Raw genomic sequence first — 25173 nt, 5'->3', positions numbered from 1 at the left:
CCGCATGCATGACGACCGCAACCTGGTCGAAGCCCGCCTCAAGCGCGTCCTCGACGAGCGCGTCCGCCCCGCCGTCCATCCGGAGTCCGTCCCGCTGGAAGTGGCGGTGTGGAACGCGCCCGGCGAACCCGTGCCGGTCGCCGAAGGGCTCGCGGCCGAGCCCGAGCCGATCGAGGTGGGCGCCCGGTGGGGTGCTCCGTGGGGGACCAGTTGGTTCCGCGTCTCCGGGACGGTCCCGCAGGCGTGGGCCGGCAAGACCGTCGAGGCGATCCTGGACCTCGGCTTCGACGAGAACATGCCCGGCTTCCAGTGCGAGGGCCTGGTCTACCGGCCCGACGGCACCCCGGTGAAGGGCCTCAACCCGCGCAACCAGTGGGTGCGCGTCGGCGCGCCCGTCGAGGGCGGCGAGGAGGTGGTCCTGCATGTCGAGGCCGCCTCCAACCCCGTCATCCTCGACTACCACCCCTTCCTGCCCACGCAGTTGGGCGACAAGGAGACGGCCGGCACTGAACCGCAGTACACGCTCACCCGGATGGACCTCGCCGTCTTCGACGAGACCGTGTGGCAACTGGTGCTGGATCTGGAGGTGCTCGGCGAGCTGATGGCCGAGCTGCCGGTGGACTCGGCCCGCCGCTGGGACATCCTGCGCGCGCTGGAGAAGGCCCTGGACGCGATCGACCTCCAGGACGTCAACGGGTCGGCGGAGCGCGCCCGTTCGCAGCTCACCGGTGTCCTCGCCGCCCCCGCCGTCCCCTCCGCCCACCGCATCAGCGCCGTCGGCCACGCGCACATCGACTCGGCGTGGCTGTGGCCGTTGCGTGAGACGGTCCGCAAGGTGGCTCGGACGACCTCGAACATGACCGCCCTCCTGGAGGACGAGCCCGAGTTCGTGTTCGCCATGTCGCAGGCGCAGCAGTGGGCGTGGGTGAAGGAGCACCGGCCCGAGGTGTGGGCGAAGGTGAAGAAGGCCGTGGCGGACGGGCGGTTCGTGCCGGCCGGCGGCATGTGGGTGGAGTCGGACACCAACATGCCGGGCTCGGAGGCGATGGCCCGTCAGTTCGTGCACGGCAAGCGGTTCTTCATCGACGAGTTCGGCATCGAGAACGACGAGGCCTGGCTCCCCGACACCTTCGGCTTCGCCGCCGGTCTGCCGCAGATCATCAAGGCGGCGGGCTCCAAGTGGCTGCTGACGCAGAAGATCTCGTGGTCGCAGACGAACAAGTTCCCGCACCACACCTTCCGTTGGGAGGGCATCGACGGCACCCGGATCTTCACGCACTTCCCGCCCGTCGACACCTACAACTGCTCCATGAAGGGCAGCGAGATAGCCCACGCGGCCCGCAACTTCAAGGACAAGGGCGTCGCCCGGCACTCCCTCGCCCCCACCGGCTGGGGCGACGGCGGCGGTGGCACCACCCGCGAGATGATCGCGAAGGCGGCCCGGCTGCGGGACCTCGAGGGTTCGGCGACCGTCGGCTGGGAGACCCCGCGGGAGTTCTTCGAGAAGGCCGAGGCCGAATACCCCGAACCCCCGGTCTGGGTCGGCGAGCTCTACCTCGAACTCCACCGCGCCACCCTCACCAGCCAGGCACAGACCAAGCAGGGCAACCGCCGCAGCGAACACCTCCTGCGCGAGGCCGAACTGTGGGCGGCGACGGCGGCCGTACGGACCGGATTCCCGTATCCGTACGAGGAGTTGGACCGCATCTGGAAGACGGTCCTGCTGCACCAGTTCCACGACATCCTGCCCGGCTCGTCGATCGCCTGGGTCCACCGGGAGGCACGGCGGACGTACGCGCGGCTCGCCGAGGAGCTGACCGGCATCATCGACGCGGCTCAGCGCGCCCTGGCCGGCGAGGGCACGACGTCCCTCGTCTTCAACGCGGCCCCGCACACCCGCGCCGGCATCCCGGCAGGCGGCGCGGGCGAGACGGCGGCCGACGGCGAGACCGTGGTCACCGCGCGCGAGGGCGGCGGGCACGTCCTGGACAACGGCCTGCTGCGCATCGGGATCGACGCCCGGGGCCTGGTCGTATCGGCCTACGACATCGAGGCGGACCGCGAGTCCGTCGCACCCGGCCGCGCCGCCAACCTGCTCCAGCTCCACGCGGACTTCCCGAACATGTGGGACGCCTGGGACGTCGACGAGTTCTACCGCAACACCGTCACGGACCTCACCGACGTGGACGAGGTCGTGCCCGAGGGAAGCGGGGTGCGGATCACCCGTACCTTCGGAGCCTCCCGCGTCACCCAGGTGCTGTCCCTGGCGCCGGGGGAGCGGCGGCTGTTGGTGGACACGGAGGTGGACTGGCACGAGACGGAGAAGTTCCTCAAGCTCGCCTTCCCGCTCGACGTGCACGCCGAACGGTACGCGTCGGAGACCCAGTTCGGGCACTTCCACCGGCCCACCCACACCAACACCTCATGGGAGGCCGCCAAGTTCGAGGCCTGCAACCACCGCTTCGTCCACCTGGAGGAGCCGGGCTGGGGCGTGGCCGTCGTCAACGACTCGACGTACGGACACGACGTGACCCGCACGGTCAGGACGGACGGCGACCGCGGTACGACCACCACCGTCCGGGTCTCCCTGCTGCGTGCCCCGCGCTTCCCGGACCCCGAGACCGACCAGGGCGTCCACCGCTTCCAGCACGCGCTGGTGCCGGGCGCCGGCATCGGCGACGCGGTGCGCGAGGGCTGGCGGATCAATGTGCCGGAGCGGCGGCTGGCGGGCGCGGGCGAGGTCGCGCCGCTGGTCACCGTCGACCGGGACGCGGTCGTGGTGACGGCGGTCAAGCTGGCCGACGACGGGAGCGGAGACGTGGTCGTGCGCTTCCACGAGGCCCACGGCGGGCGGGCGCGCGCGACGCTCACGGCCGGGTTCGAGGTGGCGGGGGTGACGGCGACGGATCTGCTGGAGCGGCCGCTCGCCGAGGCGGAGGCGCCCGCGCCTGAGCTGACGGGCCATCAGGTCGCCCTGCGGCTGCGGCCGTTCGAGCTGGTGACGCTGAGGTTCAGGCGGGCCTGAGCCGTCAGGCGGGGGCGAGGAGCGGGCGGGTGCCGATGGGCCGACCCGCTCCTCGCCCCCTGCCCAGTCACTCCGCACCCCACACACAGTCACTCCTCGACACGCCCCTGCTCGCTGAGCTGCGTCCGCAGCCACTGCTCCACCTCGCCCACGTGCGCGGCCGCCGCCGCCCGTGCCGCCTCCGGGTCGTGGGCGACCAGGGCCCGGTGGATCGCCGCGTGCTCCCGGCGGGTGCGTTCGAAGGCGCCCTCCTCCTGGTAGCCGCGCCAGACCCGGGCCCGGAAGGTGCGTGACGACAGGCCCTCCAGGATGGCGGCCATGGTGTCGTTGCCGGCCGCCGTCGCGATCTCGCGGTGGAAGGCCAGGTCGTGGGCGAGGATCTCCTCGGGATCGTCCGTGGCGTTCATCGCGGTGAGGTGCTTCTCCACCTCGGCGAGCTGGTCCGGCGTGATCCGGGCCGCCGCCAGCGCGGTCGCCGTCGACTCCAGCACCCGCCGCACCTCGAGGAGTTCCACCAGCTGCGGGCCCCGGGAGAGGTCGGCGACCACGCCGAACGTCTCCAGCAGGTCCCCGGCCTCCAGCTGGGTGACGTAGATCCCGGAACCGTGCCGGGCCTCCAGCACGCCCAGCACCGTCAGCGCGCGGATCGCCTCGCGCATCGAACTGCGGGAGATGCCGAGCTGGACCGCGAGATCGCGCTCGGTGGGCAGCCGTTGGCCGGGCTCCAGGCGACCCTCGCCGATCATGCCCTTGACCTGCTCGATCGCGCGCTGGGTCACGGTGCCCTTCTGCGGAGCCGTCTCGTCCACGCCGTTCCTCCAGTCACCGGGTGCGCCGAAGTCTAACCGGCACAGTGGTAGGACCACTACGGCCTGAATCAAGGAAAATCTGCCGCTGGAGGGTGTTCTTTCGGCAGAGTGGTCTGATAAGTATGCGGTCATCTGCTCGAACACAGCTCAACGAGGAGCCGCCAGATGCCCGGCAGGACAGTGGGGAAGCGCACCAGGTTCAGAATGCTCGGCGCGGTGGCCGCGGCGGCGAGTGTGTCGCTCGCGCTCACCGCGTGCGGCAGCACCAAGGACACCGGCGGCTCCGGCAGCGCGGGAGGCGGCGGCACCGGCAAGGTCGGGGTGATCCTGCCGCTGCTGACCTCGCCGTTCTGGCAGTCGTACAACGACTACGTGCCGAAGATGGCCAAGTCCGAGGGTGTCGACGCGCTGAAGACGGTCAACTCCAACAGTGACCCGGCCCAGCAGATCACCGACATCAACAACCAGCTCAACCAGGGCGTCAAGGGCCTGGTCGTGGCCCCCCTGGACAGCGCCGCGATCGAGGCCGGTCTCGACCAGGCCGACCGCAAGGGCGTGCCCGTGGTCGCGGTCGACGTGGCGCCCGACAAGGGCAAGGTCGCGATGGTCGTGCGCGCGAACAACGTGGCGTACGGCGAGAAGGCCTGCGAGTACCTGGGCCAGCACATCACCAGCGGCAAGGTCGTGCAGATCATGGGCGACCTTGCCTCGGTCAACGGCCGGGACCGCTCCGAGGCCTTCCGGAACTGCGTGAAGACGAAGTACCCCAAGCTCAAGGTCCTGGAGATCCCGGCCAAGTGGGAGTCCGACACCGCGGCCTCCAAGCTGGACACCCTCCTCAACGCCAACCCCGACATCAAGGGCATCTACATGCAGGCCGGCGGCGTCTACCTGGCGCCCACCCTGCAGACCCTCAAGTCCAAGGGCCTGTTGAAGACGGCCGGCACGGCGGGCCACATCGCGATCGTCTCCAACGACGGCATCCCGCAGGAGTTCGACGCCATCCGCAAGGGCCAGATCGACGCGACGGTCTCGCAGCCCGCCGACGCCTACGCCAAGTACGGCATGTACTACATCAAGGCCGCGATGGCGGGGAAGACCTTCAAGCCCGGTCCCACCGACCACGACTCGACCATCGTCAAGCTGCCCAGCGGCATTTTGGAGGACCAACTGCCCGCGCCGCTGGTGACGAAGGACAACGTGGACGACCCCAAGCTGTGGGGGAACACGGTCAAATGAGCACGGCCGTGATCACGCCTCTGGTGGAGGCCGTCGGCGTTGTCAAGCGCTACGGCCCCACCACCGCCCTCGCGGACGGCCGGCTCACCGTGCTGGCCGGCGAGTCCCACGCCCTCGTCGGCCGCAACGGCGCCGGCAAGTCGACCCTGGTCCAGGTCCTGACCGGACTCCAGGCGGCCGACGAGGGCACGGTCCGCTTCGACGGCGAGCCCGCACCCGCGCTCGCCGACCGCGACGCGTGGCGCCGCAAGGTGGCCTGCGTCTACCAACACCCCACGGTCGTTCCCGAGTTGACCGTGGCGGAGAACCTCTTCATCAACCGCCAGCCGCTGAGCCGCGGGTTCATCAGCTGGCGCCGGCTGCGCGCCGAGGCCACCGAACTCCTCGACACCTGGGACGTGCACGTCGACCCGGAGGCGCGCACCGCCGACCTCAAGGTCGAGGACCGCCAAATGGTGGAGATCGCCCGGGCGTTGAGCTTCGGGGCGCGCTTCATCATCCTCGACGAACCCACCGCCCAGCTCGACAACCGCGAGATCGAGCGGCTCTTCGGCCGCATGCGCGGCCTCCAGGACTCGGGCGTCACCTTCCTGTTCATCTCCCACCACCTCCAGGAGGTCTACGAGGTCTGCCAGACCGTCACGGTCCTGCGCGACGCCCGCTGGATCACCACCGCCCCCGTCGCGGACCTGCCCCGGGCGGCCCTGGTGGAGGCGATGGCGGGGGAGAGCCTGGAGACGATCGCCGAACAGGCCGTCCAGGAGAAGATCGTCGACGACAGCGCGCCGGTCCTCCTCGACGCCCGCGGGCTCACCGCGGACGCCTACCAGGACATCGACCTGACCGTCCGCCGCGGCGAGGTCGTCGGGCTCGCCGGCTCCAGCGGCAGCGGCAAGATCGAACTCGCCGAGTCCTTCGCCGGGTTGTACGCACCGACGGCGGGCACCGCTCAACTCGACGGCAAGCCCCTCCCGTTCGGCGACGTGCAGTCCGCGCTGCGGGCCGGCGTCGGCTGCGTGCCCCGCGACCGGCACGAACAGGGCCTGGTGGCCGGCATGACCATCGGCGACAACGCCACCATGAGCGTCCTCGAACGGCTCGGCCGCTTCGGCTTCGTCGGCACCGACCGCAAACGCGACTTCGCCACCGAGCTCATCGAACGCCTCGACATTCATGCCGAGGGCCCCGAACAACCGGTCTCCGACCTGTCCGGCGGCAACGCGCAGAAGGTCGTCATGGCCCGCGCCCTCGCCTCGGACCCGCGGCTGCTGGTCCTCATCAACCCCACCGCGGGCGTGGACGTGAAGTCCAAGGAGTCGCTGCTCGCCCGTGTGGACACCGCCCGCGAGGACGGTACCGCCGTACTCGTCGTCTCCGACGAACTCGACGACCTGCGGCGCTGCGACCGCGTCCTGGTCCTCTTCCACGGCCGCGTCGTCGCCGAGTACTCGGCGGGCTGGCGCGACCACGAGCTGATCGCCTCCATCGAAGGAGTGGACCATGGCTGACACCAAGGCTCCGCCGGTGAAGCCGGTGAGCATCCCCGACACCCGTTCGGCGAGGGCGGTGCTGGTGCGCCGAGCCCGTGAACTCGCCCTCGTTCCCGCGCTGTTGGTGCTCCTGCTGCTCGGCGCGGTGCTCAACGACTCCTTCTTCACCGAAGCCAACCTGATCTCCATCCTGGCCTCGTCCGCGGCGCTGGCGATGGTGGTGCTCGCCGAGTCGCTGGTGCTCATCACCGGCAAGTTCGACCTGTCCCTGGAGTCGGTCGTCGGCATCGCGCCCGCGGTCGCCGCGCTCCTGGTGCTGCCCGCCGCCAACGCCGGCTGGGGCACCGAACTCCCCGCCGGGCTCGCCCTGTTGGCGATCCCCCTGGTGGGCGCGGCGATCGGCGCCTTCAACGGCATCCTCGTGGTGAAGGTGAAGCTCAACGCGTTCATCGTCACCCTCGCCATGCTGATCATCCTGCGCGGACTCCTGGTCGGCGCCACCAAGGGCAAGACGCTCTTCGGCATGCCCGACTCGTTCTTCTCCCTGGCCACCAGCACCTTCCTGCGCATCCCCCTGTCGGTCTGGGTGGCCGCCATCGCCTTCGTCATCGCCGGGTTCTTCCTCAAGTACCACCGCCTGGGGCGCTCGTTGTACGCCATCGGCGGCAACCTGGAGGCGGCCCGCGCCGCCGGTATCCGCGTCGACCGGGTACGGCTCGGCGTGTACGTCGTCGCCGGTGTCCTCGCCTCCCTCGGCGGCCTCATGTACACCGGCTACGTCGGCGCGATCGGCGCCAACCAGGGCCAGAACATGATCTTCACCGTGTTCGCCGCGGCCGTCATCGGCGGCATCAGCCTCGACGGCGGCCGGGGCACGATGTTCGGCGCCCTCACCGGCGTACTCCTGCTGGGCGTGGTGAAGAACATGCTCACCCTGGCCCAGGTGCCGTCCTTCTGGATCGACGCCATCTACGGCGGAATCATCCTGGTCGCCCTCATGATCGCCCGCCTGACGACAGGCCGCGCCCAGGACTAGGACCAGGGCCTGCGACCCCGAGCGGATTCCGACCGCAACCGCGCGGAGTCCCAGCAGACAGGCCCCGTCCATGCCTCGACCTCCGCCACCGACCGAAAGGCCCTACGTGTCCCCGACGCCCGTCCCCTCTCTCCGCATCTCCGCGGTCGACACCTACGACATCCGGTTCCCGACCTCGCGCGAGCTCGACGGCTCCGACGCGATGAATCCGGACCCCGACTACTCGGCCGCGTACGTCGTGCTGCGCACGGACGCCGAGGACGGCACGCAGGGGCCGGAGGGGCACGGGTTCACCTTCACCATCGGGCGGGGCAACGAGGTCCAGGTCGCCGCGATCCACGCGCTGCGCCACCATGTGGTCGGCCGGTCCGTGGACGAGGTGTGCGACGACCCGGGGGCGCTGTACCGGGACCTGATCGGCGACAGCCAACTGCGGTGGCTGGGGCCCGAGAAGGGCGTGATGCACATGGCGATCGGCGCGGTCGTCAACGCCGTGTGGGACCTCGCCGCCAAGCGCGCCGACAAGCCGCTGTGGCGCCTGCTCGCCGACGCCGAGCCCGAATGGCTGGTCGGCCAGATCGACTTCCGCTACCTCACCGACGCGCTGACCCCCGAAGAGGCCCTGGAGATCCTTCGCCGGGGCCGGGCGGGCGCCGCCGAACGCACCGCCGACCTGCTGGCCCGCGGCTTCCCCGCCTACACCACCTCACCGGGCTGGCTCGGCTACAGCGACGAGAAGCTCACCCGGCTCGCCGCCGCGGCGGTCGCCGACGGCTTCCAGCAGATCAAGCTGAAGGTGGGCGCCGACCTGGACGACGACATACGGCGCTGCCGGGTCGCCCGCGAGGTCGTCGGCCCCGACATCCGCGTCGCGATCGACGCCAACCAGCGCTGGGACGTGGCCGAGGCGATCCGCTGGACCAAGGCGCTGGCCGAGTTCGACCCGTACTGGATCGAGGAGCCCACCAGCCCCGACGACATCCTCGGCCACGCGGCGATCCGCGCCGCCGTCGCCCCCGTCAAGGTCGCCACCGGCGAACACGTCCAGAACCGGATCGTCTTCAAGCAGCTCCTCCAGGCCGGCGCCCTCGACATCGTCCAGATCGACGCGGCCCGCGTCGGCGGCGTCAACGAGAACCTCGCGATCCTGCTGCTCGCCGCCAAGTTCGGCGTCCCGGTCTGCCCGCACGCCGGCGGCGTCGGCCTGTGCGAACTCGTCCAGCACCTCTCGATGTTCGACTACGTATCGGTGTCGGGCACGGTCGAGGACCGTGTGATCGAATACGTCGATCATCTGCACGAGCACTTCCTCGAACCGGTGGTGATCAGAGAGGGTCACTACACGGCACCCAGCGCGCCGGGCTTCTCGGCCGCCATGCGGCCGGAGTCCATCGCGCGGTACACCTTTCCCGGCGGCGCCTTCTGGGCCGCCGACCTGGACGAGAAGAAGGGACGGGCGGCATGACCGACTTCGACGGGCTGAAGGCCCTGGTCACCGGCGGCGCCTCCGGCATCGGCAGGGCGACGGCCGAACTCCTCGCCGCACGCGGTGCACAAGTCGCCGTCCTCGACCTCGACCCCTCCACGGTGGAGAAGCCGCTGCTGGGCTACCGGGCAGACGTCAGCGATGACGCCTCGGTACGGGAGGCGGTGGCGGCCGCGGTCGCCGAACTCGGCGGCCTCGACGTGGTGGTCAACAACGCGGGCGTCGGCGCCCAGGGCACCGTCGAGGACAACGACGACGCCGAATGGCACCGCGTCCTCGACGTCAACGTCGTCGGCATGGTCCGGGTGACCCGCGCCGCGCTGCCGCACCTGCGGCAGTCGCGGCACGCGGCCGTCGTCAACACCTGCTCGATCGCGGCCACGGCGGGCCTGCCCCAGCGCGCCCTCTACAGCGCGACCAAGGGCGCCGTGTACTCCCTCACCCTCGCCATGGCCGCCGACCACCTCCGCGAGGGCATCCGCGTCAACTGCGTCAACCCCGGTACGGCGGACACCCCTTGGGTCGGCCGACTGCTGGACTCGGCCACCGACCCCGCCGCCGAACGGGCCGCGCTGGAGGCCCGCCAGCCCAGTGGACGGCTCGTCTCGGCCGACGAAGTGGCGGGCGCCATCGCCTACTTCGCCAGCCCTCTGTCCGGCGCCACCACCGGCACCTCGCTCGCCGTCGACGGCGGCATGCAGGGCCTGCGGCTGCGCCCGGCGGGCCAGTGAGCACCCTCGGCCGGAGCGGAGTCCCGGTCAGCCCCCTGGCTCTCGGCGCCGCCCCGCTCGGCAACCTCTACACCGAACTGGGCGAGGACCAGGCCCACGTCGCCGTCGCGACCGCCTGGCAGCACGGCATCCGCTACTTCGACACCGCCCCGCACTACGGCATCGGCCTGTCCGAACGCCGGCTCGGCGCGGCCCTGCGCGAGCACCCGCGGACCGAGTACACGATCTCCACCAAGGTCGGCCGCCGCCTGGAGCCGACACCGGAGGCGACCGGTGACGACCTCGCCAACGGCTTCGCCGTCCCCGCGACCCACCGGCGCGTCTGGGACTTCACGGCCGACGGCGTACGCCGCACCCTGGAGTCCAGCCTCGAACGGCTCGGCCTCGACCACGTCGACGTCGTCTACCTCCACGACCCCGACGAGCACGCCGAAGAGGCCTTCCGCGAGGGCTATCCGGCCCTGGAGAAGCTCCGCTCGGAAGGCGTGGTGCGCGCCATCGGCGCCGGCATGAACCAGACCCCGATGCTCACCCGCTTCGTCCGCGAGACGGACATCGACGTCGTCCTGTGCGCCGGCCGCTACACGCTCCTGGACCACACGGCCCTCGCCGACCTCCTCCCGGCGGCCCAGGAACGCGGCACCTCCGTCGTCATCGGCGGAGCCTTCAACTCCGGCCTGCTGGCCGACCCGAAGCCCGGAGCGACCTTCGACTACGCCGCCGCGCCGCGGGAGTTGCTGGACCACGCCCTGCGCCTGAAGTCCCTCGCGGAGCAGCACGGCACCACCCTGCGCGCCGCCGCCCTGGCCTTCTGCGCCGCGCATCCGGTGGTCGCGAGCGTGCTGGTGGGCGCGCGGACGGCGGCCGAAGTCCAGGACTGCGCCGAGCAGTTCGCGGCGCCCGTGCCGCAGGAGTTCTGGGAGGAGCTGCGCGCCGAGGGCCTGCTCCCGCCGACCGCACCCGTGCCCACCGCGACCGTGCCCACCGCACCCGTGCCCTCCGGCTCCGCGCCCGCTGCGGAGGAGCCGTCATGAGGGTCGCCCTGCACACGAAGGTCCGCGCGGACCGCGTCGACGAGTACGAGGCCGCCCACCGCGAGGTCCCGAAGGAACTCACGGCCGCGATCCGCGAGGCCGGCGCCACCTCCTGGACCATCTGGCGCAGCGGCACCGACCTCTTCCACCTCCTGGAGTGCGAGGACTACGCCCGCCTCCTCGCCACGCTGAAGGAGCTCCCCGTCAACGTCGCCTGGCAGGCACGAATGGTCCAACTCCTCGACGTGGTCCACGACTACTCCGACGAGGGCACGGACGCGAGCCTTCCCGTCGTATGGGAGCTGCCATGACCGTAGACGCCCACCACCACATCTGGGACCTGTCCGTCCGCGACCAGGACTGGATCCCCGAAGACAGCGTGCTGCGCCGGGACTTCGGCCTCTCCGACCTCGTCCCCGAGGCCCGCGCGGCCGGAGTGGACCGTACGATCCTCGTGCAGACGATCACCGTGCCCGAGGAGACCCCGGAGTTCCTGGCCCTGGCGGAGGCGCACGACCTCGTCGCCGGCGTGGTCGGCTGGACCGACCTCACCCGCCCGGACGTGGCCGACGAACTGGCCCGACTGCGCGAACTCCCCGGCGGCCACTACCTCAAGGGCATCCGCCACCAGGTCCAGGGCGAGCCCGACCCGGAGTGGTTGCTGCGCCCCGACGTCCACCGCGGCCTGGCGGCGCTCACGGAGGCGGGCCTGGTCTACGACCTGATCGTGCAGCCCCACCAGCTCCCGGCCTCCGCCAAGGCCGCCGCGTCCCACCCCGAACTCACCTTCGTCCTGGACCACTTGGGCAAGCCGCCGATCGCGTCCGGGACCCTGGACGCCTGGGCCGCCGACGTCCGCGCCCTCGCCGCCCTGCCCAACGTGGTCGCCAAGCTGTCGGGTCTGGTCACCGAGGCGGACCCGCAGACGTGGACCGTCGACGACCTGCGGCCCTCCGTGGACATCGCTCTGGACGCCTTCGGCCCCGACCGCCTGATGTTCGGCTCGGACTGGCCGGTGTCCGTACTGGGTGCGACGTACGGGCAAGTGGTCGACGCGGCACGGGAGTTGACGCCCGAGTCGGCGCACACCCAGATCTTCGAGGCCACGGCCACTCGCGTCTACGGCCTCTGACGGCTACGACCGGCTCCGACGGCTGCGAGGGGCTCCGACGGTTACGAGCTCTGAGCCACCCCGGCGAGCCTCGTCGGCGGCAGATACTCCCGCACGAACGTCCGCTCCCACCACGCCCCCGTCTCCCGCAACTCCCGCCAGTTCGTGTACCGGTACCGGAACAGCCGCGCGCGGACGAAGCGGGGCGGGGCGTCGGGCGGGAACGGGGAGCGGCGCAGGAGCCGTAGCGTGTCGCGGTCGTTCTCCAGCAGGCGCTCCACCAGCGCGCCGAACCACGGCTCGGCGTAGGCCGGCGACAGCGCCGCGAACCACATCAGCCAGTCCAGCCGCAGATGGTACGGCGCGAACTGGCGTGGCAGGCGCCGCGGATCACCCGGCTTGCCCTTGAACTCGTACTCCCGCCAGTCCGAGTCCTCGCGGGGCACGTCCTCCGCCGTGCCCTCGATCACCACCTCGTACCGGACCCGGCTGACGGTGCCGAACGCGCCGTAGGTGTTGACCAGATGGAGCGGGTCGAAGGAGCGGTTCATGACCTGGCGGCGGGAGAGCATGTTGCGCACCGGGTGGTAGCTCAGGCCGACGAGCAGGGTGGTCACCGCGAGGACGAGCACCTCGTACCAGAGCGGGGCGGCGGTCACGGACGACGGTGCTTCTCCCGGGAGTTGCAGCGCGGAGAGCGCGAGCACGATCGTGATCCAGTTCAGCCAGGAGAAGTTGCCGGACAGCACCAGCCACAGCTGGGTCAGGATCATCAGGGACGCGGCGGCCGTGGCGATGGGCTGCGGGGTGAACAGCAGGACGGGCACGACGAGTTGGGTGACGTGGTTCGCGGCTGCCTCGACCCGGTGCAGGGGCCGGGGGAGGTGGTGGAAGAACCAGCTCAGCGGGCCCGGCATGGGTTGCGTCTCGTGATGGTGGTAGAGGCAGGTCAGCTTCCGCCAGCAGGCGTCGCCGCGCATCTTGATCAGACCGGCGCCGAACTCGACGCGGAACAGGATCCACCGCAGCAGGAAGAGCAGCACGATCGGCGGGGCCACGTCGTCGTTGCCGAGGAGGACCGCGACGAAGCCCACCTCGAGGAGCAGCGACTCCCAGCCGAACGCGTACCAGGTCTGTCCGACGTTGACGATCGACAGATACAGCACCCACGGCACCAGCCACAGCAACATCCCTGACCAGAGCGGCAGTTGGGAGTCCAGCCCGGCGACCAGCGCGACCGACACCCCGCAACCGGTCCAGGCGCAGGCCGCGAAGAAGCGGTCGGAGTAGTGGAGTTGGAAGAGACTCGGCGCCCGCCTGAACGGCACCCGGGCGACCAGCCGCGGGACGGGAAGCATGCCGCGCTCGCCGATCAGCGCGCGGAACTGCAGGGCCGCCGTCAGGAACGCCACCAGATACACACCGGCGAGAGCGCGCTGGAGGACGAGTCGACTCCACCAGTAGTCGGATGCGGTGAACCACTGCACGGTCGCCCCCGCCTCCCTCCGTCTCCGCTCACCTTGAGCGCGTCGGAACCTTATGTCACTCTCCGTGTATCCCGCCTCCACTTGCGTAACCCAAGTGAGTGACGCAGACAATGGTGACGAACTGCCTTCTGTGAGGCGGGAGGATCAGGTGCGAACAGTCACCGGAACCATCGCCACGGCCTGCGCGCTCTCGGCGGCGCTCCTTGTCGCCGGCTGCGGAGGCGACGGCGCCAAGGACATGAAGTCGAGCGGAGAGGTCTTCCTGCAGCCCGCCGCGGCGCAGGGCCCCGACCCCTTCACCGAGTCGACGGCCACCTCGACGGCCATGCCGGCCGTCCCATCGCCGGCCACGCGCGAACCGCGACCCGCCCGCACGGCCGCGACGGCATCAACCGTGCCGCCCGCGTCGACGGGATCCGGTCAGCGCTTCCGTTCCCTCCAGGGCGGCACCCCAGGCCTCTACGCGGGCACCGCAGGCGCGGCCGGCTGCGACGTGAACCGGCAGATCGACCACCTCAACGCGGACCCGTCCAGGTCCCGTGCCTTCGCGCGGGCCGAGGGGATCTCGCAGGCGTCCGTCCCCGCCTTTCTGCGCGGCCTCGCGCCCGTGACCCTGCGCGCCGACACCCGGGTCACCAACCACGGCTACCGCGCCGGACGGGCGACCGGCTACCAGTCCGTCCTCCAGGCCGGTACCGCCGTCCTCGTCGACAACCGCGGCACACCCCGCGTCCGCTGCGCCTGCGGCAACCCGCTGCGGCCGCCGGTCGCCCAGCACGGCGGCTCCACCACGAGCGGGCGACCCTGGTCCGGCTACCGGCCCGCGCAGGTCGTCGTCGTCACTCCCGCACCCCAGGTGATCACCACCATCACGATCATCGACATCGCCGACAACACCTGGATCGAGCGGCCCATCGGCCACGGCGCACACCACGACCGCGTCGTCCCGTCGCCGCTCCCGCTGACCCAGACGCCCACGCCCACGCCGGGCCTGACAACCCCCGTGCCGAACCCGACGACACCCACGCCGAGCCCGGACGACAGCGGGTCGAGCGCCGTCACCTCGCCGCGGGAGAACAGCACCTCCCCGACCGGCGAGAGCGACGAGAACGCCGTCACCTCCCCGTCGCCCACGGACTGCGTCACCCCCACCGTGACCGTCACCCCGGGCGCCACCGACGACGTGGTCCCGTCCCGGCCGCCCACCGCCCTGCCGGTCTGTCCCACGGCGACGGTCACGGCCACACCGCCCGCCGGCGTGCCCACGACCGTCCCCGGCTCCCTCACGCCCGCCTCCCCGCCGGACCCCGCCGACGAGATCGGACCCGAGACGGTCCCGGAGACCCCGGACCTGCCCGACGGCGGCGGTCTGATCCCCGACGACACGGACGCCCTCGACGGCTGACCCGAGCCCCGGCGAACCGTTGACCTCCGACCCGGCCGGGACCGTACCGAACCGTCCCGGCCGGGTCGAAGAATCCGGCGAATCCTGGCAAGGTGGGCCCATGGTTGATCGGGGAGCGAGCGCCCTGTCACTCCCGGACGACTGGCCGGCCCACCCGGATCCGATCCTGGCGCTCAATCGCATGGGCAGCTTCGACTGGGACCTGGACAACGGCCTGTTCCACATGGACGCCCAGGCCCACGAGGTCTTCGACCTGCGCCCCGACGAATACGACGACCACCCCGAGAGCCTCGCCGTCCGGGTCCCCACCGCCGAGGGCCACCGACTGGACACCCTGGTCTCCCAGGCGCTGAAGGACGGCAGTGAGAACTACGGCGCCTACTTCCGCATCCGCCGCCGGGACGGCACCCTGCGCTGGACCCACACACAGGGCTACATCCGGCGCGACGAGACGGGCCGTCCCCGCCGCGTCATCGGCATCGTCCGGGACGCCACCCAGGAGCTGAGCGACACCGAGGCGCACGGTGAGCAGGCCGCGCAGGACGCGGCCCGGCGCGAGCAGACCAACGTCGTCCAGCTGACCACGGCGGCCCTCGCGCACGCCCGCTCCGTGCAGGACGTCATCGACGTCCTCAAGGACACCCACGGCCTCACCCATCTGGGTGCGACCAGCCTGGTCATGGGCCAGGTCGAGGCCGGCCGGATCCGGCTGATCGCCGAGGGCCCCGCGGGCAGCTTCGTCCCCGGCACCGAGGTCACCCGGATCGACGAGCAATACCCGATGAGCGAGGTCGTACGGACCCTCACCCCGTGCTTCATCGAGTCCCCGCAGGAGTTCGCCGAGCGCTTCCCGATCCTCTGGCCCAACCTCGCCGACCTGAACATCACCGCGGCCGCCTACCTCCCGCTGATCGCCCAGGGCCGCCCGATCGGCGCGATGGGCCTGCTCTACAGCGACCGGCGCGGCTTCTCCCCGGAGGAGCGCAACGTCCTGCTCGCGCTCGGCAGCAGCATCGCGCAGAGCCTGCAACGGGCCATGTTCTACGAGCAGGAGAAGGATCTCGCCACCGGCCTCCAGCAGGCCATGCTGCCGCGCTCCATCCCCAGCGTGCGCGGCGCCGACGTCGCCGTCCGCTACCGCGCGGGCTCGGCCGCGGGCACCTTCGGGCGGGACATCGGCGGCGACTGGTACGACCTGATCCCGCTGCCCGGCGGCCGGGTCGGTGCCGTCATCGGCGACGTCCAGGGCCACGACACGCACGCGGCGGCCGTGATGGGCCAGCTCCGCATCGTCCTGCGCGCCTACGCCGCCGAGGGCCACACCCCCGCCACCGTCATGGCCCGCGCCTCCGTCTTCCTGCACGAACTCGACACCGACCGCTTCGCCACCTGCCTGTACGCGGAGGCCGACCTGGCCACCGGCGTCGTCCAGGTCGTCCGGGCCGGCCACATCGACCCGCTGATCCGGTACGCCGACGGCAGCTGCCGCCGGATCCCCGTCCAGGGCGGCCTCCCGCTCGGCCTGTCCGCCGAGTTCGGCAGCCTCGACTATCCCGTCGCCACCCTGGAGCTCGACCCGGGCAACACCCTCCTGCTGTGCACCGACGGCCTGGTCGAACTGCCCGGCGCCGACCTCGACGAGGGCATGCAGACCCTCACCGCCCTCATCCGCAGCGGCCCGGACGACGTACGCGACCTCGCGGACTGTCTGATCGACGTGGCCGAGGAGCGCGACGGCGACGACGACGTGGCCCTGCTCCTGCTGCGCCGCCGAGGTCTTGAGGTCCAGCAGCCCGGTGGCAGGCTCCAGCAGCACGTGGCGCCCGGCGACCCCGAGGCGCTCACCCAGGCCCGCCACATGATCCGCGCCGCGGTCCGCTCCTGGGGCGCCCGCGACCGCGCCGACGAGATCGAACTCGTCGCCGACGAACTGATCACCAACGCCCTCATGCACACCGAGGGCGCCGCGATCGTCACCCTCAGGGTCCTCACCGACGGCGACCGCCGGCTGCGCGTCGAGGTCGAGGACTCCTCCAGCGCCCTGCCGCGCCGCCGCGAGGCGGGGGAGTCGGGCGTGTCCGGACGCGGTCTGCTCCTGGTCGACCTGCTCACCGACGCGTGGGGCGTGGAGGCGCGGGGCGGCGGCAAGTGCGTGTGGTGCGAGTTCGTGATGCCGGCCGGCGACTGAACCCACCTGGCGTTGTCGGCGCCGGATGGCACCCTGGACGTATGCCGGAACTCCCCGAGGTCGAAGCGCTCAAAGACTTCCTCACCGAGCACCTGGTCGGACACGAGATCGTCCGGGTGCTGCCCGTCGCGATCAGCGTCCTGAAGACGTACGACCCTCCCCTCGCCGCCGTCGAGGGCCACGAGGTCACCGCCGTGCACCGGCACGGCAAGTTCCTCGACCTGGAGACGGACGGCGGGCCGCACTTCGTGACCCACCTCGCCCGCGCGGGCTGGCTGCACTGGAAGGACAAGCTCCCCGACGGCCCGCCCCGCCCCGGCAAGGGCCCCCTCGCCCTGCGCGTGGCCCTGGAGACCGGCGCGGGCTTCGACCTCACCGAGGCGGGCACCCAGAAGCGTCTCGCGGTGTACGTGGTTCAGGACCCCCAGGAGGTCCCGGGCGTCGCCCGCCTGGGCCCGGACCCGCTCGCCGACGCCTTCGACGAGCAGGCCTTCGCGGACCTCCTGAAGACCGAGAGACGTCAGCTCAAGGGCGCCCTGCGCGACCAGAGCCTCATCGCGGGCGTGGGTAACGCGTACAGCGACGAGATCCTGCACGCCGCGAAGATGTCCCCCTTCAAACTCGCCGCGTCCCTCACCCCCGAGGAGACCACCCGCCTCTACGAGGCCCTGCGCTCCACCCTCACCGAGGCCGTCGAGCGCTCCCGCGGAGTCGCCGCCGGCCGCCTGAAGGCCGAGAAGAAGAGCGGCCTGCGCGTCCACGGCCGCGCCGGCGAGGCCTGCCCGGTGTGCGGCGACACCATCCGCGAGGTCTCCTTCAGCGACTCCTCGCTCCAGTACTGCCCGACCTGCCAGACCGGCGGCAAACCGCTCGCGGACCGGAGGATGTCGAAGCTTCTCAAGTAGCCGGTCCGCGGTCAGGCTCGGCAGGCGGTCCACGGTCACTCGCCCAGGAAGCCGGTGACGGCCCGCCGGTAGACGTCCGGCTGCTCCAAGTCGATGAGGTGCCCGGCGTCCGGCACGGTCACCAGCGTCGAGTCGGGCAGCACCTCGTCGTACTCGCGGGCGATGCCCGGGTTCTTGTAGTCGCAGGAACCGCGCAGGATCAGCGTCGGCACGTGGACGCGGCGCAGTGCGGGCCGCGGGTCGGGGACCGTCAACTGGTCGGCGGTGGTGAGCTGGTTCGCGTAGAAGCCCGGCACGGACTCGGGCAGGTCGGTCAGCGGGCGGTCGGGGTGGCAGGTGGCCGCGGGGGCGGCGATCGTGAGCAGCTTGGCGAAGACGGGATCGATCTCGGCGTCGGGGACGAGGGCGTGAGCGGCGCGTGGGTTCGCCTCCATCAGCACCGACCACGCCAACAGCCGTGGGCTGGCCTCCAGTTCGTCGAGACGGTGCTGCTGTTTCGGGGTGAGCCGGTCCCAGATGTCGCCCTCGGAACGGTCCTTCCAGGCCGGCGCCCACAGCACGCCCGGCGAGGTGAGCACCATCCGCGCCACATGGTCGGGGTGCGCGGCGAGGTACTCGGCGGCGAGCGTGGCGCCCCAGGAGGCGCCCATCAGCACGACCCGGTCCGTGCCGATCCGCGCCCGTACGGCCTCCAGATCGGCGACCTGACGGGCCACCGTGTAGCCGGCCGGATCGGCGAGCCGGCCGGAGCGACCGGAGCCGAGCTGGTCGTAGGAGTACACGTCGTAGCCGCGCGTGGTGAGGAGGCGTTCCACCGCGTCCGGGCCGTCGCCGGGGGTGCCGGGGCCGCCGTGCAGCACGATGACCGGGGTGTCGCGCGGGGTGCCCTGGGCGCGTTGGAGTGTGTAGGCGAGGCGGGAGCCGGTGGGCAGCTCCCAGTAGCCGGTCGGCCGCGAACGCGGGTGCGGTGCGGCTTCGTCGAGGGGCTGGAGGACGGTCGCGCAGGCGGCCAGCGCGGTGGTGAGCAGGACGCCCGCGGTGATGAGGGCGGTGATCACGCGGCGCCGTACCCCCGCGTACACCGGGAGGGCGCAGCACACGATCAGCGCGGCGATCCCGGCGGCGGCGAGCAGGGCCAGGTCGGCCGTGACGGTGGCGGTCGCCCACAGGGCGGCGAGCGCGGTGAGGGGCGCGAGCAGCACACCGAGCAGGACCAGCAGGCCGCGCCCGATGAGGGCGACGGGGCGCGGGATCCGTCGCCGGGGCTTGATCTGCCGTGTCTGCGAAGGGAGTTGGGTTGTCGTCATACGGCGATGCTGCGGGCGTCGGCCCCTCGGTCGCGTCCGCCGGCGCGGGCCGACCGGGTCCCCGTCCAGGTGGACGGGATGTCCGCCCCCGGGTGGACGCGGGGCCTCGGCCGCCGTCCGTAGCCTGTCGGACGTGGGGGAACGCTGGAGACGATGGCGGCCCGATCAGGCCGTGGAACGCGGCCCGTTGTGGGTGCTGCTCGACGTGGTGATCGCGTACCTGTCGGCGGTGATCGCCGTCGGTCCGTCCGATCACACGGCCTCGGTGCTGTCCGGGTCGATCGCCGAACGGGCCTGCGCCGTGGTGTGGTTCGCGGCGATCGCGGGGCGCCGGTTCGCGCCGGCGTGCGCGCTGTGGGCGGCCGCCGTGGCCACCGTGACGGCGGTCGCGACCGGAGCCGAGGTCACCAACGTCTCCCTGGCGACCGCGCTCGCCCTCGCCCTGGTCGTCCGGACCCGCCCGACCCGGCGGGCGCTGGAGTGCGCGGGACCGCCGGCCCTCGCGGCCGTCGCCGTCCTCGCCACCGACGAGAACGCCTTCGTGCCCGCCGTCGCCGTCCACGTCGTGGCCTGGATCGTGGGCCGCGCGGGACGGGCCCGCCGCGAGGCGCGGGACGCGCTGCGCGCCCGGTCCAGCGAACAGGCGGTGGCGGCCGAACGCGCCCGGATGGCAAGGGAGTTGCACGACGCGGTCGGCCACGCCGTGACCGTCATGGTCACCCACGCGGGCGCGGCCCGCCTCACGCTGGGCACCGCATCACCGCCCGTGCGCGAGGCGTTGGCGCGGATCGAGGAGGTCGGCCGCGGCGCCATGACCGACCTCGACCGGATCCTGGGCCTCCTCACCGACACCTACGACGTCGAGGCCGCCCTGCGCGCCCTGGTCACCCGCCTGCCCGCCGACGTCACCGCCGAACTCCGGCTTCCCGCCCCGGAGTCGCTGCGCCGGCTGGAGCCGAGAGTCGCCGAGACGGTCGGCCGGGTGGTCCAGGAGTCACTGACCAACGTCGTACGCCACGCCCGGCCCGCCCACGCGGTCGTCACCGTCGAGGTCCGCGACCACGCGATCGCCGTCGCGGTCACGGACGACGGAACCGGCACCGGGGCCGACGCTCCGGGTGGCGGACGGGGGTTGCGCGCCATGCGGGAACGCGTGGCCGACCTCGGCGGCGATGTGGAGACCGGACCCACCGGGAGCGGCACCGGATGGCGAGTGGCGGCCGTGATCCCGCTCAAGGACCTGAAGGACCTGAAGGACCTGAAGGACCCGAAGGACCTGAAGGACCTGAAGGAGATCGAGGAATCGGGGGAGCGTTCATGATCCGTGTCCTGCTGGCCGACGACGAGGACCTCATGCGGGCCGGTCTGCGGATGATGCTCCAGACGCAGGCCGACCTCACCGTGGTCGGAGAGGCCGCCGACGGCCGGGAGGCGGTCCGGCTGGCCGCGGCGACCGCGCCCGACGTGGTGCTCATGGACGTACGCATGCCCGTCCTGGACGGTGTCGCCGCGACCCGGGAGATCACCGCCGCCGCGGTCGACGGCAGCCCCAGGGTGCTGATCCTGACGACCTTCGAACTGGACGAGTACGTCTTCGCGGCCGTCCGCGCGGGCGCCGGCGGATTCCTTCTCAAGCGGAGTCCGCCCGAGGTCCTGATCGACGGGATCCGCACGCTCGCGTCGGGGGAGGCGCTCCTCGGCCCCTCGGTGACGCGCCGTCTGCTGGCCGAGTTCGCCCGCTCGACGCCCGCCGCACCGGCCCCCGAGACCGCTCGCCGCCTGTCCCGGCTGACCGAGCGCGAACACGACGTCCTGCTTCTGCTGGGCCGCGGGCTGTCCAACCAGGAGATCGCCGACCGCCTGCACATCGGCGAGGCGACGGTGAAGACCCATGTGGCGCGGGTCCTCGACAAGCTCGCCCTGCGCGACCGCGTCCACGCCGTCGTCTTCGCCTTCGACCACGGCCTGGTGCGACCGGGCGGTTCGTGAGGCAGCGGCCTCAGGCCGGGTCGAGCGTCACCAGATGTTCGCCGTCCGCCGTGCGCACCTCGTAGTGGTCGATCTGGTCGGGGTGCATGGCCGCGCTGCCCTGGATGGTGTTGGGCCGGGCATCGTGGTCGGGCACGGTCCAGCTCGTCACTGTCTCCTCGGAGCCGTCACGGCCGACCACGACCAGGCGACAGGAGCGCGGTCCCGCGCCGTCCTTCACCTGGACCTGGATCGCGCTGCCCGACTCCTGGTCCGCGACCTTCACCTCGGCCCACACGCCCGTCTTCGCGTCGGTCGCGGCGACCTGCACGCCGGGGTCGCCGCCGCTCGCGTACACCGCGATGCCGGGACCGGCCACGGCGATCGCCACGGACGCGGCGACCGCGTACAGGAAGCGCCGGCGCCCGGCCTGATGGCGTGCCGCCACCGCGCCGAGGAGCCGGTCCAGCAGCTGCGGACCGGGTTTGGCCATGGGGTGCACGAAGCGCGGGGTCGCCCGGCGATACAGCATCATCTGCCGGGTGATGGGCCCGAACTCGGTCACGTGTGCCGCACAGCGCGCGCACTCCATGAGGTGGTCCTCGAAGCGGAAGGCGTCCGCCTCGTCCAGCACGCCGAGCGCGTACGCGGCGACGTCGCGATGCCTCTCCAGGGACCTCATGCCGAATCCTCGTGCCGTTGGGTGCGGGTTGGGTTACTCGTTGCTCCCATCGGTACGCACCAGACCGCCGAATCACTCAAGACACATACAGAATCGCAATCAAGGGATTCGTAGCGGCCCCGCCCCCGGATTGGTCCGGTTTCGAAACGGTCTCAAAAAAGGTGGATGGCGAGGTGGCCCAGGGGCAGGCCGAGTTGCCACGCCTTCGTCCACACCTTGGGTCCCTCGTCCTCACCGACCGCCGGACCGCCGCCCGGCACCGCCGCGTTGAGGTCGGGCGCGAGCAACTCCGTCTCCTCCAGCCAGCGCCAGGCCTCCTCCGCCAACGCCAAGTCCGGTGCGGGATCGCCGGATTCGACCACCCCGGCGGCGAGCAGGGCCATGCGCTCGCCCACCCAGTCCTGCCAGGGCTGGTCGTACGCGGTCAGTGACAGCCAGGTCTCCAACTGGGAGACCACCCGGATATTCGAGAGTTCGCCGTCGGCGTCGGACAGGAAGATGGTCAGCGCCAGGGCATCCCGCCCGGCGCGGAACTCGAAGGACGTCGGCGGCATGAGATCGCCCGTCCGCAGCAGCTCGTCGGCGATGTACTCGGCGTACAACCAGGCCATGGGGACGATGAGTTCGCCTTCGCCTGTGCCGTCCGCGCTCTCGTGACCTCTGTGCAGCATCCCTTCCTGCCTTCCTCCGGTGCGTGCGCGATGCCCGTCGCCGGGCCCCAGTCCGGAACACGGATGAAGACAGCCGATTACTCAACCATGGTCGTCAGCAAGGCGCTTTACCGAGGTTTGACCAAGCCTTCGGTTTCACCGCAGGTCGGCTGCATAACCGGGGAGCACCCGACGAAGGGCACGCAGCGCGTAGAACGCGCGAGACTTCACCGTACCGGGAGGGATCCCCAGCGTTTCGGCGGCTTCCGCCACACTCGCCCCCTGGAAGTACACGAGCACCAGGACTTCACGGTGCTCCGGAGTGAGTGTCTTCACAGCCTCGCGTACGTCGAGGGCGGCCGTCGCCCGTTCGGCGTGGTCGGCGATCACGCGCGAGTTCTCCAGGATCGCGTCCCCGACCTCGGCGGGCCGCGCCTGCCGGGCCCGCCGCGCGTCGATGGCGAGCCGCCGCCCGACGGTCATCAGCCAGGGGCGTACGGAGTCGAAGTCGTCGGCGCGCAGGGCCTCGGGATGCTGCCAGGCCCGCACCAGCGTCTCCTGGACGAGGTCCTCGGCGCGCTGCCGGTCGCCGTCACAGAGCCGGAGCAGGAGCGCGAAGAGGGGCCGGCCGTGCTCGCGCTGCAGCGCGACGAGCTCGTGCTCGGCGGTCGTCCCGTTCGTGAGGGTGGTTCCGGCCGTCATGGGCGTATGGCATCGCAGGGGACCGTTCCGGGACAGGGCACGCACACGGATCTGCGGCGGACGGTCGATCGCGTCGACGAACGGTCCGATGAACGGTCCCGTCCGGTCCGCGCGCTGGGCCGCGGGACCCCCTCGGGCGCACCGGACGGGCGAACCGGCGTGTCGGGGGCGTTCGGGAGAGCCTCGGGCTCCGTACCTTTTGTGGGTAAATATGACCACAGTGAGGTGGGCTGATGATTGCACGCAGACGACAGGTCGTCCTGGCCCTCGCCGCGATCCTCGTCGGAGGAGCCGCCTGCCAGGCCCAGGACCACCAGTCGCCTTCCCGGGCCGGGCAGCCGGCGCCCTCGGCGGCCCGCGGATTCACGCTCGTCGCCTCCGGTGACGTCCTCCCGCACAGCTCGATCATCGACCGCGCGCTGTTCGACGGAGGCGGCAAGGGCTACGACTTCCGCCCGATGCTCCAAGGAGTGAAGCCGATCGTCTCCGGTGCCGATCTGGCGCTGTGTCACATGGAGACCGTCTACGGCGCGAACGGCGACTACACCGGCTACCCGACCTTCAAGTCCCCGCCCGAGGTGGCCCGGGCGCTGGCCGCCACCGGCTACGACGGCTGCTCCACCGCCTCCAACCACAGCCTCGACGACGGCGCCGCCGGCATCCTGCGCACTCTCGACGCGCTGGACCGAGCGGGCGTGGGTCACGCGGGAACGGCGCGCACGGCGGCCGAGGCGCGCTCCGTCACCGTCCTGCGCGCCGGTTCGGCGAAGGTCGCCCACCTCGCCTACACCTACGACACGAACGGGTTCCCGCTGCCGCCGGGTCAGCCGTGGGCCGTGGATCTCATCGACCAGAACAAGATTCTCAGGGATTCCCGGGCCGCGCGGAAGGCGGGCGCCGACGTGGTCGTCGTCTCGCTCCACTGGGGCACGGAATGGCAGGACGCCCCGGACGAGCAGCAACTCGCCCTGGCCGCAACACTCACCGCGGCACGGACCGGCGGCCGCCCCGACATCGACCTGATCATCGGCACCCACGCGCACGTCCCGCAGGCCTACGAGAAGGTCAACGGCACCTGGGTGGTCTACGGCATGGGCGACCAGATCGCCGGCGAGATGACCAACCACGAGGGCGTCCAGGACCCGCGCGGCAACGAGTCGAGCATCGCCCGCTTCACCTTCGCCCCGCCGGCCGCGCCGGGCGCCCGCTGGCGGGTGACCAAGGCCGAGTTCATCCCCCAGCGGTTCGACATCGACGCGGGGCGCGTGGTCGACCTCAACCGGGCGCTCGCCGAGGGGGCGGACGTGCGCAGCGTGCGCGACCGCATCCGCGAGGTGGTGCTGAGCCGGGGCGCGGGCAAGGACGGGCTGGTGATGGGGAAGTAGCGGGCGGCGGCCGAGGGGAGACGGCTCAGTCCGCGTCCTCGGGGTCGAAGGTCCGCAGCATCTCCTTCAACACGCGTACGCACGCCCGGAGTTCGGCCTCGGTCAGCTCGCCGCCGACCTGCCGGTTCAGTGCGTGCTCGCGCGCGAGGATCGCGGTGATGACGGCTGTGCCCTCGTCCGTGATCCGGATCAACGAGGACCGCTGGTGCGCGGGGTTGGGCGTGGTCTCCGCCCAGCCCCGCTCCACCGCGTCGTTGACCATGCGCTGCACGAACTGCCGGGTCAGCGCCATGACGCGGCCCATCTGGGGCACCGTCATCGACCCGTACCTGTGCAGCAGGACCAGCACGGAGCGCACGCCGACGGACACGCCCTCGACCGCCTCGTCCTGCTCCAGTTTGCGCAGGCCGCGCCGGTAGAGAGCGCCGACGAGGTCGAACACCTCGCTGACGCGGTGGCCGAGATCGTCGGGCGGCAGCGGTGCGTCGATGTCGTTCACGCCGCCATCATGACACCTTGGTTGCCAAAGTCGG

At 71.7% G+C, this 25173-nt stretch carries 22 protein-coding genes; 15 read left to right on the top strand and 7 right to left on the bottom strand.

From position 1 onward, the window contains the following. Nucleotides 1-4 precede the first annotated feature (4 nt). A complete protein-coding gene (locus ACIQI8_RS03845) occupies nucleotides 5-3025 on the top strand; it encodes an alpha-mannosidase (RefSeq protein WP_402344579.1) in 3021 nt (1006 codons plus the stop codon). Between the two features lie 89 nt (nucleotides 3026-3114). Here the strand turns inward: ACIQI8_RS03845 and ACIQI8_RS03840 are convergent, their stop codons facing one another. Then, on the bottom strand, nucleotides 3115-3834 hold the full coding sequence (locus ACIQI8_RS03840) for a FadR/GntR family transcriptional regulator (protein ID WP_402344576.1): 720 nt from the start codon (nucleotides 3832-3834) through the stop codon (nucleotides 3115-3117). Nucleotides 3835-3999: 165 nt separating this feature from the next. Here ACIQI8_RS03840 and ACIQI8_RS03835 point away from each other — a divergent pair, with 165 nt between their 5' ends. From ACIQI8_RS03835 to ACIQI8_RS03800, 8 genes are all read left to right on the top strand, one after another. Further along, nucleotides 4000-5073 (top strand): sugar ABC transporter substrate-binding protein, encoded by a 1074-nt coding sequence (locus ACIQI8_RS03835; RefSeq protein ID WP_402344573.1) that lies wholly within the window; start codon nucleotides 4000-4002, stop codon nucleotides 5071-5073. Continuing rightward, nucleotides 5070-6581 carry a sugar ABC transporter ATP-binding protein gene (locus ACIQI8_RS03830; protein ID WP_402344570.1) on the top strand — a complete coding sequence of 504 codons (1512 nt, stop codon included), beginning with the start codon at nucleotides 5070-5072 and terminating at the stop codon, nucleotides 6579-6581. Before ACIQI8_RS03835 ends, ACIQI8_RS03830 begins: the two co-directional genes overlap by 4 nt. After that, nucleotides 6574-7599, top strand: coding sequence for an ABC transporter permease (locus tag ACIQI8_RS03825; protein ID WP_402344567.1), 1026 nt, complete (start codon nucleotides 6574-6576; stop codon nucleotides 7597-7599). The genes ACIQI8_RS03830 and ACIQI8_RS03825 overlap by 8 nt, the downstream gene beginning before the upstream one ends. 106 nt (nucleotides 7600-7705) lie before the next feature. Further along, entirely contained in the window at nucleotides 7706-9064 is a 1359-nt protein-coding gene (locus ACIQI8_RS03820; RefSeq protein WP_402344564.1) for an L-fuconate dehydratase, read from the top strand. Further along, nucleotides 9061-9816, top strand: a complete 756-nt coding sequence (locus tag ACIQI8_RS03815) for an SDR family NAD(P)-dependent oxidoreductase (RefSeq protein WP_402344561.1) — start codon at nucleotides 9061-9063, stop codon at nucleotides 9814-9816. Before ACIQI8_RS03820 ends, ACIQI8_RS03815 begins: the two co-directional genes overlap by 4 nt. After that, nucleotides 9813-10850: an aldo/keto reductase gene (locus tag ACIQI8_RS03810; RefSeq protein ID WP_402344559.1), complete on the top strand. Its 1038-nt coding sequence runs from the start codon at nucleotides 9813-9815 to the stop codon at nucleotides 10848-10850. Before ACIQI8_RS03815 ends, ACIQI8_RS03810 begins: the two co-directional genes overlap by 4 nt. Beyond that, nucleotides 10847-11161, top strand: coding sequence for an L-rhamnose mutarotase (locus ACIQI8_RS03805; protein ID WP_402344556.1), 315 nt, complete (start codon nucleotides 10847-10849; stop codon nucleotides 11159-11161). The genes ACIQI8_RS03810 and ACIQI8_RS03805 overlap by 4 nt, the downstream gene beginning before the upstream one ends. Further along, entirely contained in the window at nucleotides 11158-11982 is an 825-nt protein-coding gene (locus tag ACIQI8_RS03800; protein WP_402344553.1) for an amidohydrolase family protein, read from the top strand. The genes ACIQI8_RS03805 and ACIQI8_RS03800 overlap by 4 nt, the downstream gene beginning before the upstream one ends. A gap of 41 nt (nucleotides 11983-12023) precedes the next feature. On the opposite strand, the gene ACIQI8_RS03795 is transcribed toward ACIQI8_RS03800, so the two are convergent. Beyond that, nucleotides 12024-13448, bottom strand: coding sequence for a lipase maturation factor family protein (locus ACIQI8_RS03795; RefSeq protein ID WP_402344550.1), 1425 nt, complete (start codon nucleotides 13446-13448; stop codon nucleotides 12024-12026). 148 nt (nucleotides 13449-13596) lie between these two features. Between ACIQI8_RS03795 and ACIQI8_RS03790 the strand changes: the two genes are divergently transcribed. The 3 genes from ACIQI8_RS03790 to ACIQI8_RS03780 all read left to right on the top strand — a co-directional run bounded on the left by ACIQI8_RS03790 (nucleotide 13597) and on the right by ACIQI8_RS03780 (nucleotide 17946). Next, nucleotides 13597-14853, top strand: coding sequence for a DUF6777 domain-containing protein (locus tag ACIQI8_RS03790; protein ID WP_402344547.1), 1257 nt, complete (start codon nucleotides 13597-13599; stop codon nucleotides 14851-14853). A gap of 100 nt (nucleotides 14854-14953) precedes the next feature. Then, on the top strand, nucleotides 14954-17041 hold the full coding sequence (locus ACIQI8_RS03785; RefSeq protein WP_402344544.1) for a SpoIIE family protein phosphatase: 2088 nt from the start codon (nucleotides 14954-14956) through the stop codon (nucleotides 17039-17041). Between the two features lie 41 nt (nucleotides 17042-17082). Then, on the top strand, nucleotides 17083-17946 hold the full coding sequence (locus tag ACIQI8_RS03780; protein WP_402344541.1) for an Fpg/Nei family DNA glycosylase: 864 nt from the start codon (nucleotides 17083-17085) through the stop codon (nucleotides 17944-17946). Between the two features lie 35 nt (nucleotides 17947-17981). Here ACIQI8_RS03780 and ACIQI8_RS03775 read toward each other — a convergent pair whose 3' ends face one another. Continuing rightward, nucleotides 17982-19253, bottom strand: coding sequence for an alpha/beta fold hydrolase (locus ACIQI8_RS03775; RefSeq protein ID WP_402344538.1), 1272 nt, complete (start codon nucleotides 19251-19253; stop codon nucleotides 17982-17984). A gap of 133 nt (nucleotides 19254-19386) precedes the next feature. On the opposite strand from ACIQI8_RS03775, the gene ACIQI8_RS03770 reads away from it, so the two are divergent. Continuing rightward, nucleotides 19387-20574 carry a sensor histidine kinase gene (locus tag ACIQI8_RS03770; protein WP_402344536.1) on the top strand — a complete coding sequence of 396 codons (1188 nt, stop codon included), beginning with the start codon at nucleotides 19387-19389 and terminating at the stop codon, nucleotides 20572-20574. Continuing rightward, nucleotides 20571-21242 (top strand): response regulator, encoded by a 672-nt coding sequence (locus ACIQI8_RS03765; RefSeq protein WP_402344533.1) that lies wholly within the window; start codon nucleotides 20571-20573, stop codon nucleotides 21240-21242. Before ACIQI8_RS03770 ends, ACIQI8_RS03765 begins: the two co-directional genes overlap by 4 nt. A gap of 10 nt (nucleotides 21243-21252) precedes the next feature. On the opposite strand, the gene ACIQI8_RS03760 is transcribed toward ACIQI8_RS03765, so the two are convergent. From ACIQI8_RS03760 to ACIQI8_RS03750, 3 genes are all read right to left on the bottom strand, one after another. Further along, nucleotides 21253-21903 (bottom strand): zf-HC2 domain-containing protein, encoded by a 651-nt coding sequence (locus ACIQI8_RS03760; protein ID WP_402344530.1) that lies wholly within the window; start codon nucleotides 21901-21903, stop codon nucleotides 21253-21255. Between the two features lie 152 nt (nucleotides 21904-22055). Continuing rightward, entirely contained in the window at nucleotides 22056-22574 is a 519-nt protein-coding gene (locus ACIQI8_RS03755; protein WP_402344527.1) for a hypothetical protein, read from the bottom strand. A gap of 135 nt (nucleotides 22575-22709) precedes the next feature. Beyond that, nucleotides 22710-23255 (bottom strand): sigma-70 family RNA polymerase sigma factor, encoded by a 546-nt coding sequence (locus ACIQI8_RS03750; RefSeq protein ID WP_402344524.1) that lies wholly within the window; start codon nucleotides 23253-23255, stop codon nucleotides 22710-22712. 233 nt (nucleotides 23256-23488) lie between these two features. On the opposite strand from ACIQI8_RS03750, the gene ACIQI8_RS03745 reads away from it, so the two are divergent. After that, a complete protein-coding gene (locus ACIQI8_RS03745) occupies nucleotides 23489-24640 on the top strand; it encodes a CapA family protein (protein ID WP_402344521.1) in 1152 nt (383 codons plus the stop codon). Between the two features lie 25 nt (nucleotides 24641-24665). On the opposite strand, the gene ACIQI8_RS03740 is transcribed toward ACIQI8_RS03745, so the two are convergent. Beyond that, complete coding sequence (locus ACIQI8_RS03740; RefSeq protein WP_402344518.1) at nucleotides 24666-25139, bottom strand: MarR family winged helix-turn-helix transcriptional regulator; 474 nt, start codon at nucleotides 25137-25139, stop codon at nucleotides 24666-24668. Nucleotides 25140-25173: the final 34 nt, after the last annotated feature.

This window comes from Streptomyces sp. NPDC092369, from assembly GCF_044755245.1.
Classification (GTDB): Bacteria; Actinomycetota; Actinomycetes; order Streptomycetales; family Streptomycetaceae; genus Streptomyces.
The sequence above is the reverse complement of the archived record's forward strand: the minus strand, read 5'-3'. Positions and strand labels throughout refer to the sequence as shown.

Bases quoted from the DNA above. Each gene is read 5' to 3' on its own strand.
- ACIQI8_RS03845 (WP_402344579.1), top strand. From the start codon at position 5: ATGCATGACGACCGCAACCTGGTCGAAGCCCGCCTCAAGCGCGTCCTC.
- ACIQI8_RS03835 (WP_402344573.1), top strand. From the start codon at position 4,000: ATGCCCGGCAGGACAGTGGGGAAGCGCACCAGGTTCAGAATGCTCGGC.
- ACIQI8_RS03830 (WP_402344570.1), top strand. From the start codon at position 5,070: ATGAGCACGGCCGTGATCACGCCTCTGGTGGAGGCCGTCGGCGTTGTC.
- ACIQI8_RS03825 (WP_402344567.1), top strand. From the start codon at position 6,574: ATGGCTGACACCAAGGCTCCGCCGGTGAAGCCGGTGAGCATCCCCGAC.
- ACIQI8_RS03815 (WP_402344561.1), top strand. From the start codon at position 9,061: ATGACCGACTTCGACGGGCTGAAGGCCCTGGTCACCGGCGGCGCCTCC.
- ACIQI8_RS03805 (WP_402344556.1), top strand. From the start codon at position 10,847: ATGAGGGTCGCCCTGCACACGAAGGTCCGCGCGGACCGCGTCGACGAG.
- ACIQI8_RS03800 (WP_402344553.1), top strand. From the start codon at position 11,158: ATGACCGTAGACGCCCACCACCACATCTGGGACCTGTCCGTCCGCGAC.
- ACIQI8_RS03785 (WP_402344544.1), top strand. From the start codon at position 14,954: ATGGTTGATCGGGGAGCGAGCGCCCTGTCACTCCCGGACGACTGGCCG.
- ACIQI8_RS03780 (WP_402344541.1), top strand. From the start codon at position 17,083: ATGCCGGAACTCCCCGAGGTCGAAGCGCTCAAAGACTTCCTCACCGAG.
- ACIQI8_RS03775 (WP_402344538.1), bottom strand. From the start codon at position 19,253: ATGACGACAACCCAACTCCCTTCGCAGACACGGCAGATCAAGCCCCGG.
- ACIQI8_RS03765 (WP_402344533.1), top strand. From the start codon at position 20,571: ATGATCCGTGTCCTGCTGGCCGACGACGAGGACCTCATGCGGGCCGGT.
- ACIQI8_RS03760 (WP_402344530.1), bottom strand. From the start codon at position 21,903: ATGAGGTCCCTGGAGAGGCATCGCGACGTCGCCGCGTACGCGCTCGGC.
- ACIQI8_RS03755 (WP_402344527.1), bottom strand. From the start codon at position 22,574: ATGCTGCACAGAGGTCACGAGAGCGCGGACGGCACAGGCGAAGGCGAA.
- ACIQI8_RS03750 (WP_402344524.1), bottom strand. From the start codon at position 23,255: ATGACGGCCGGAACCACCCTCACGAACGGGACGACCGCCGAGCACGAG.
- ACIQI8_RS03745 (WP_402344521.1), top strand. From the start codon at position 23,489: ATGATTGCACGCAGACGACAGGTCGTCCTGGCCCTCGCCGCGATCCTC.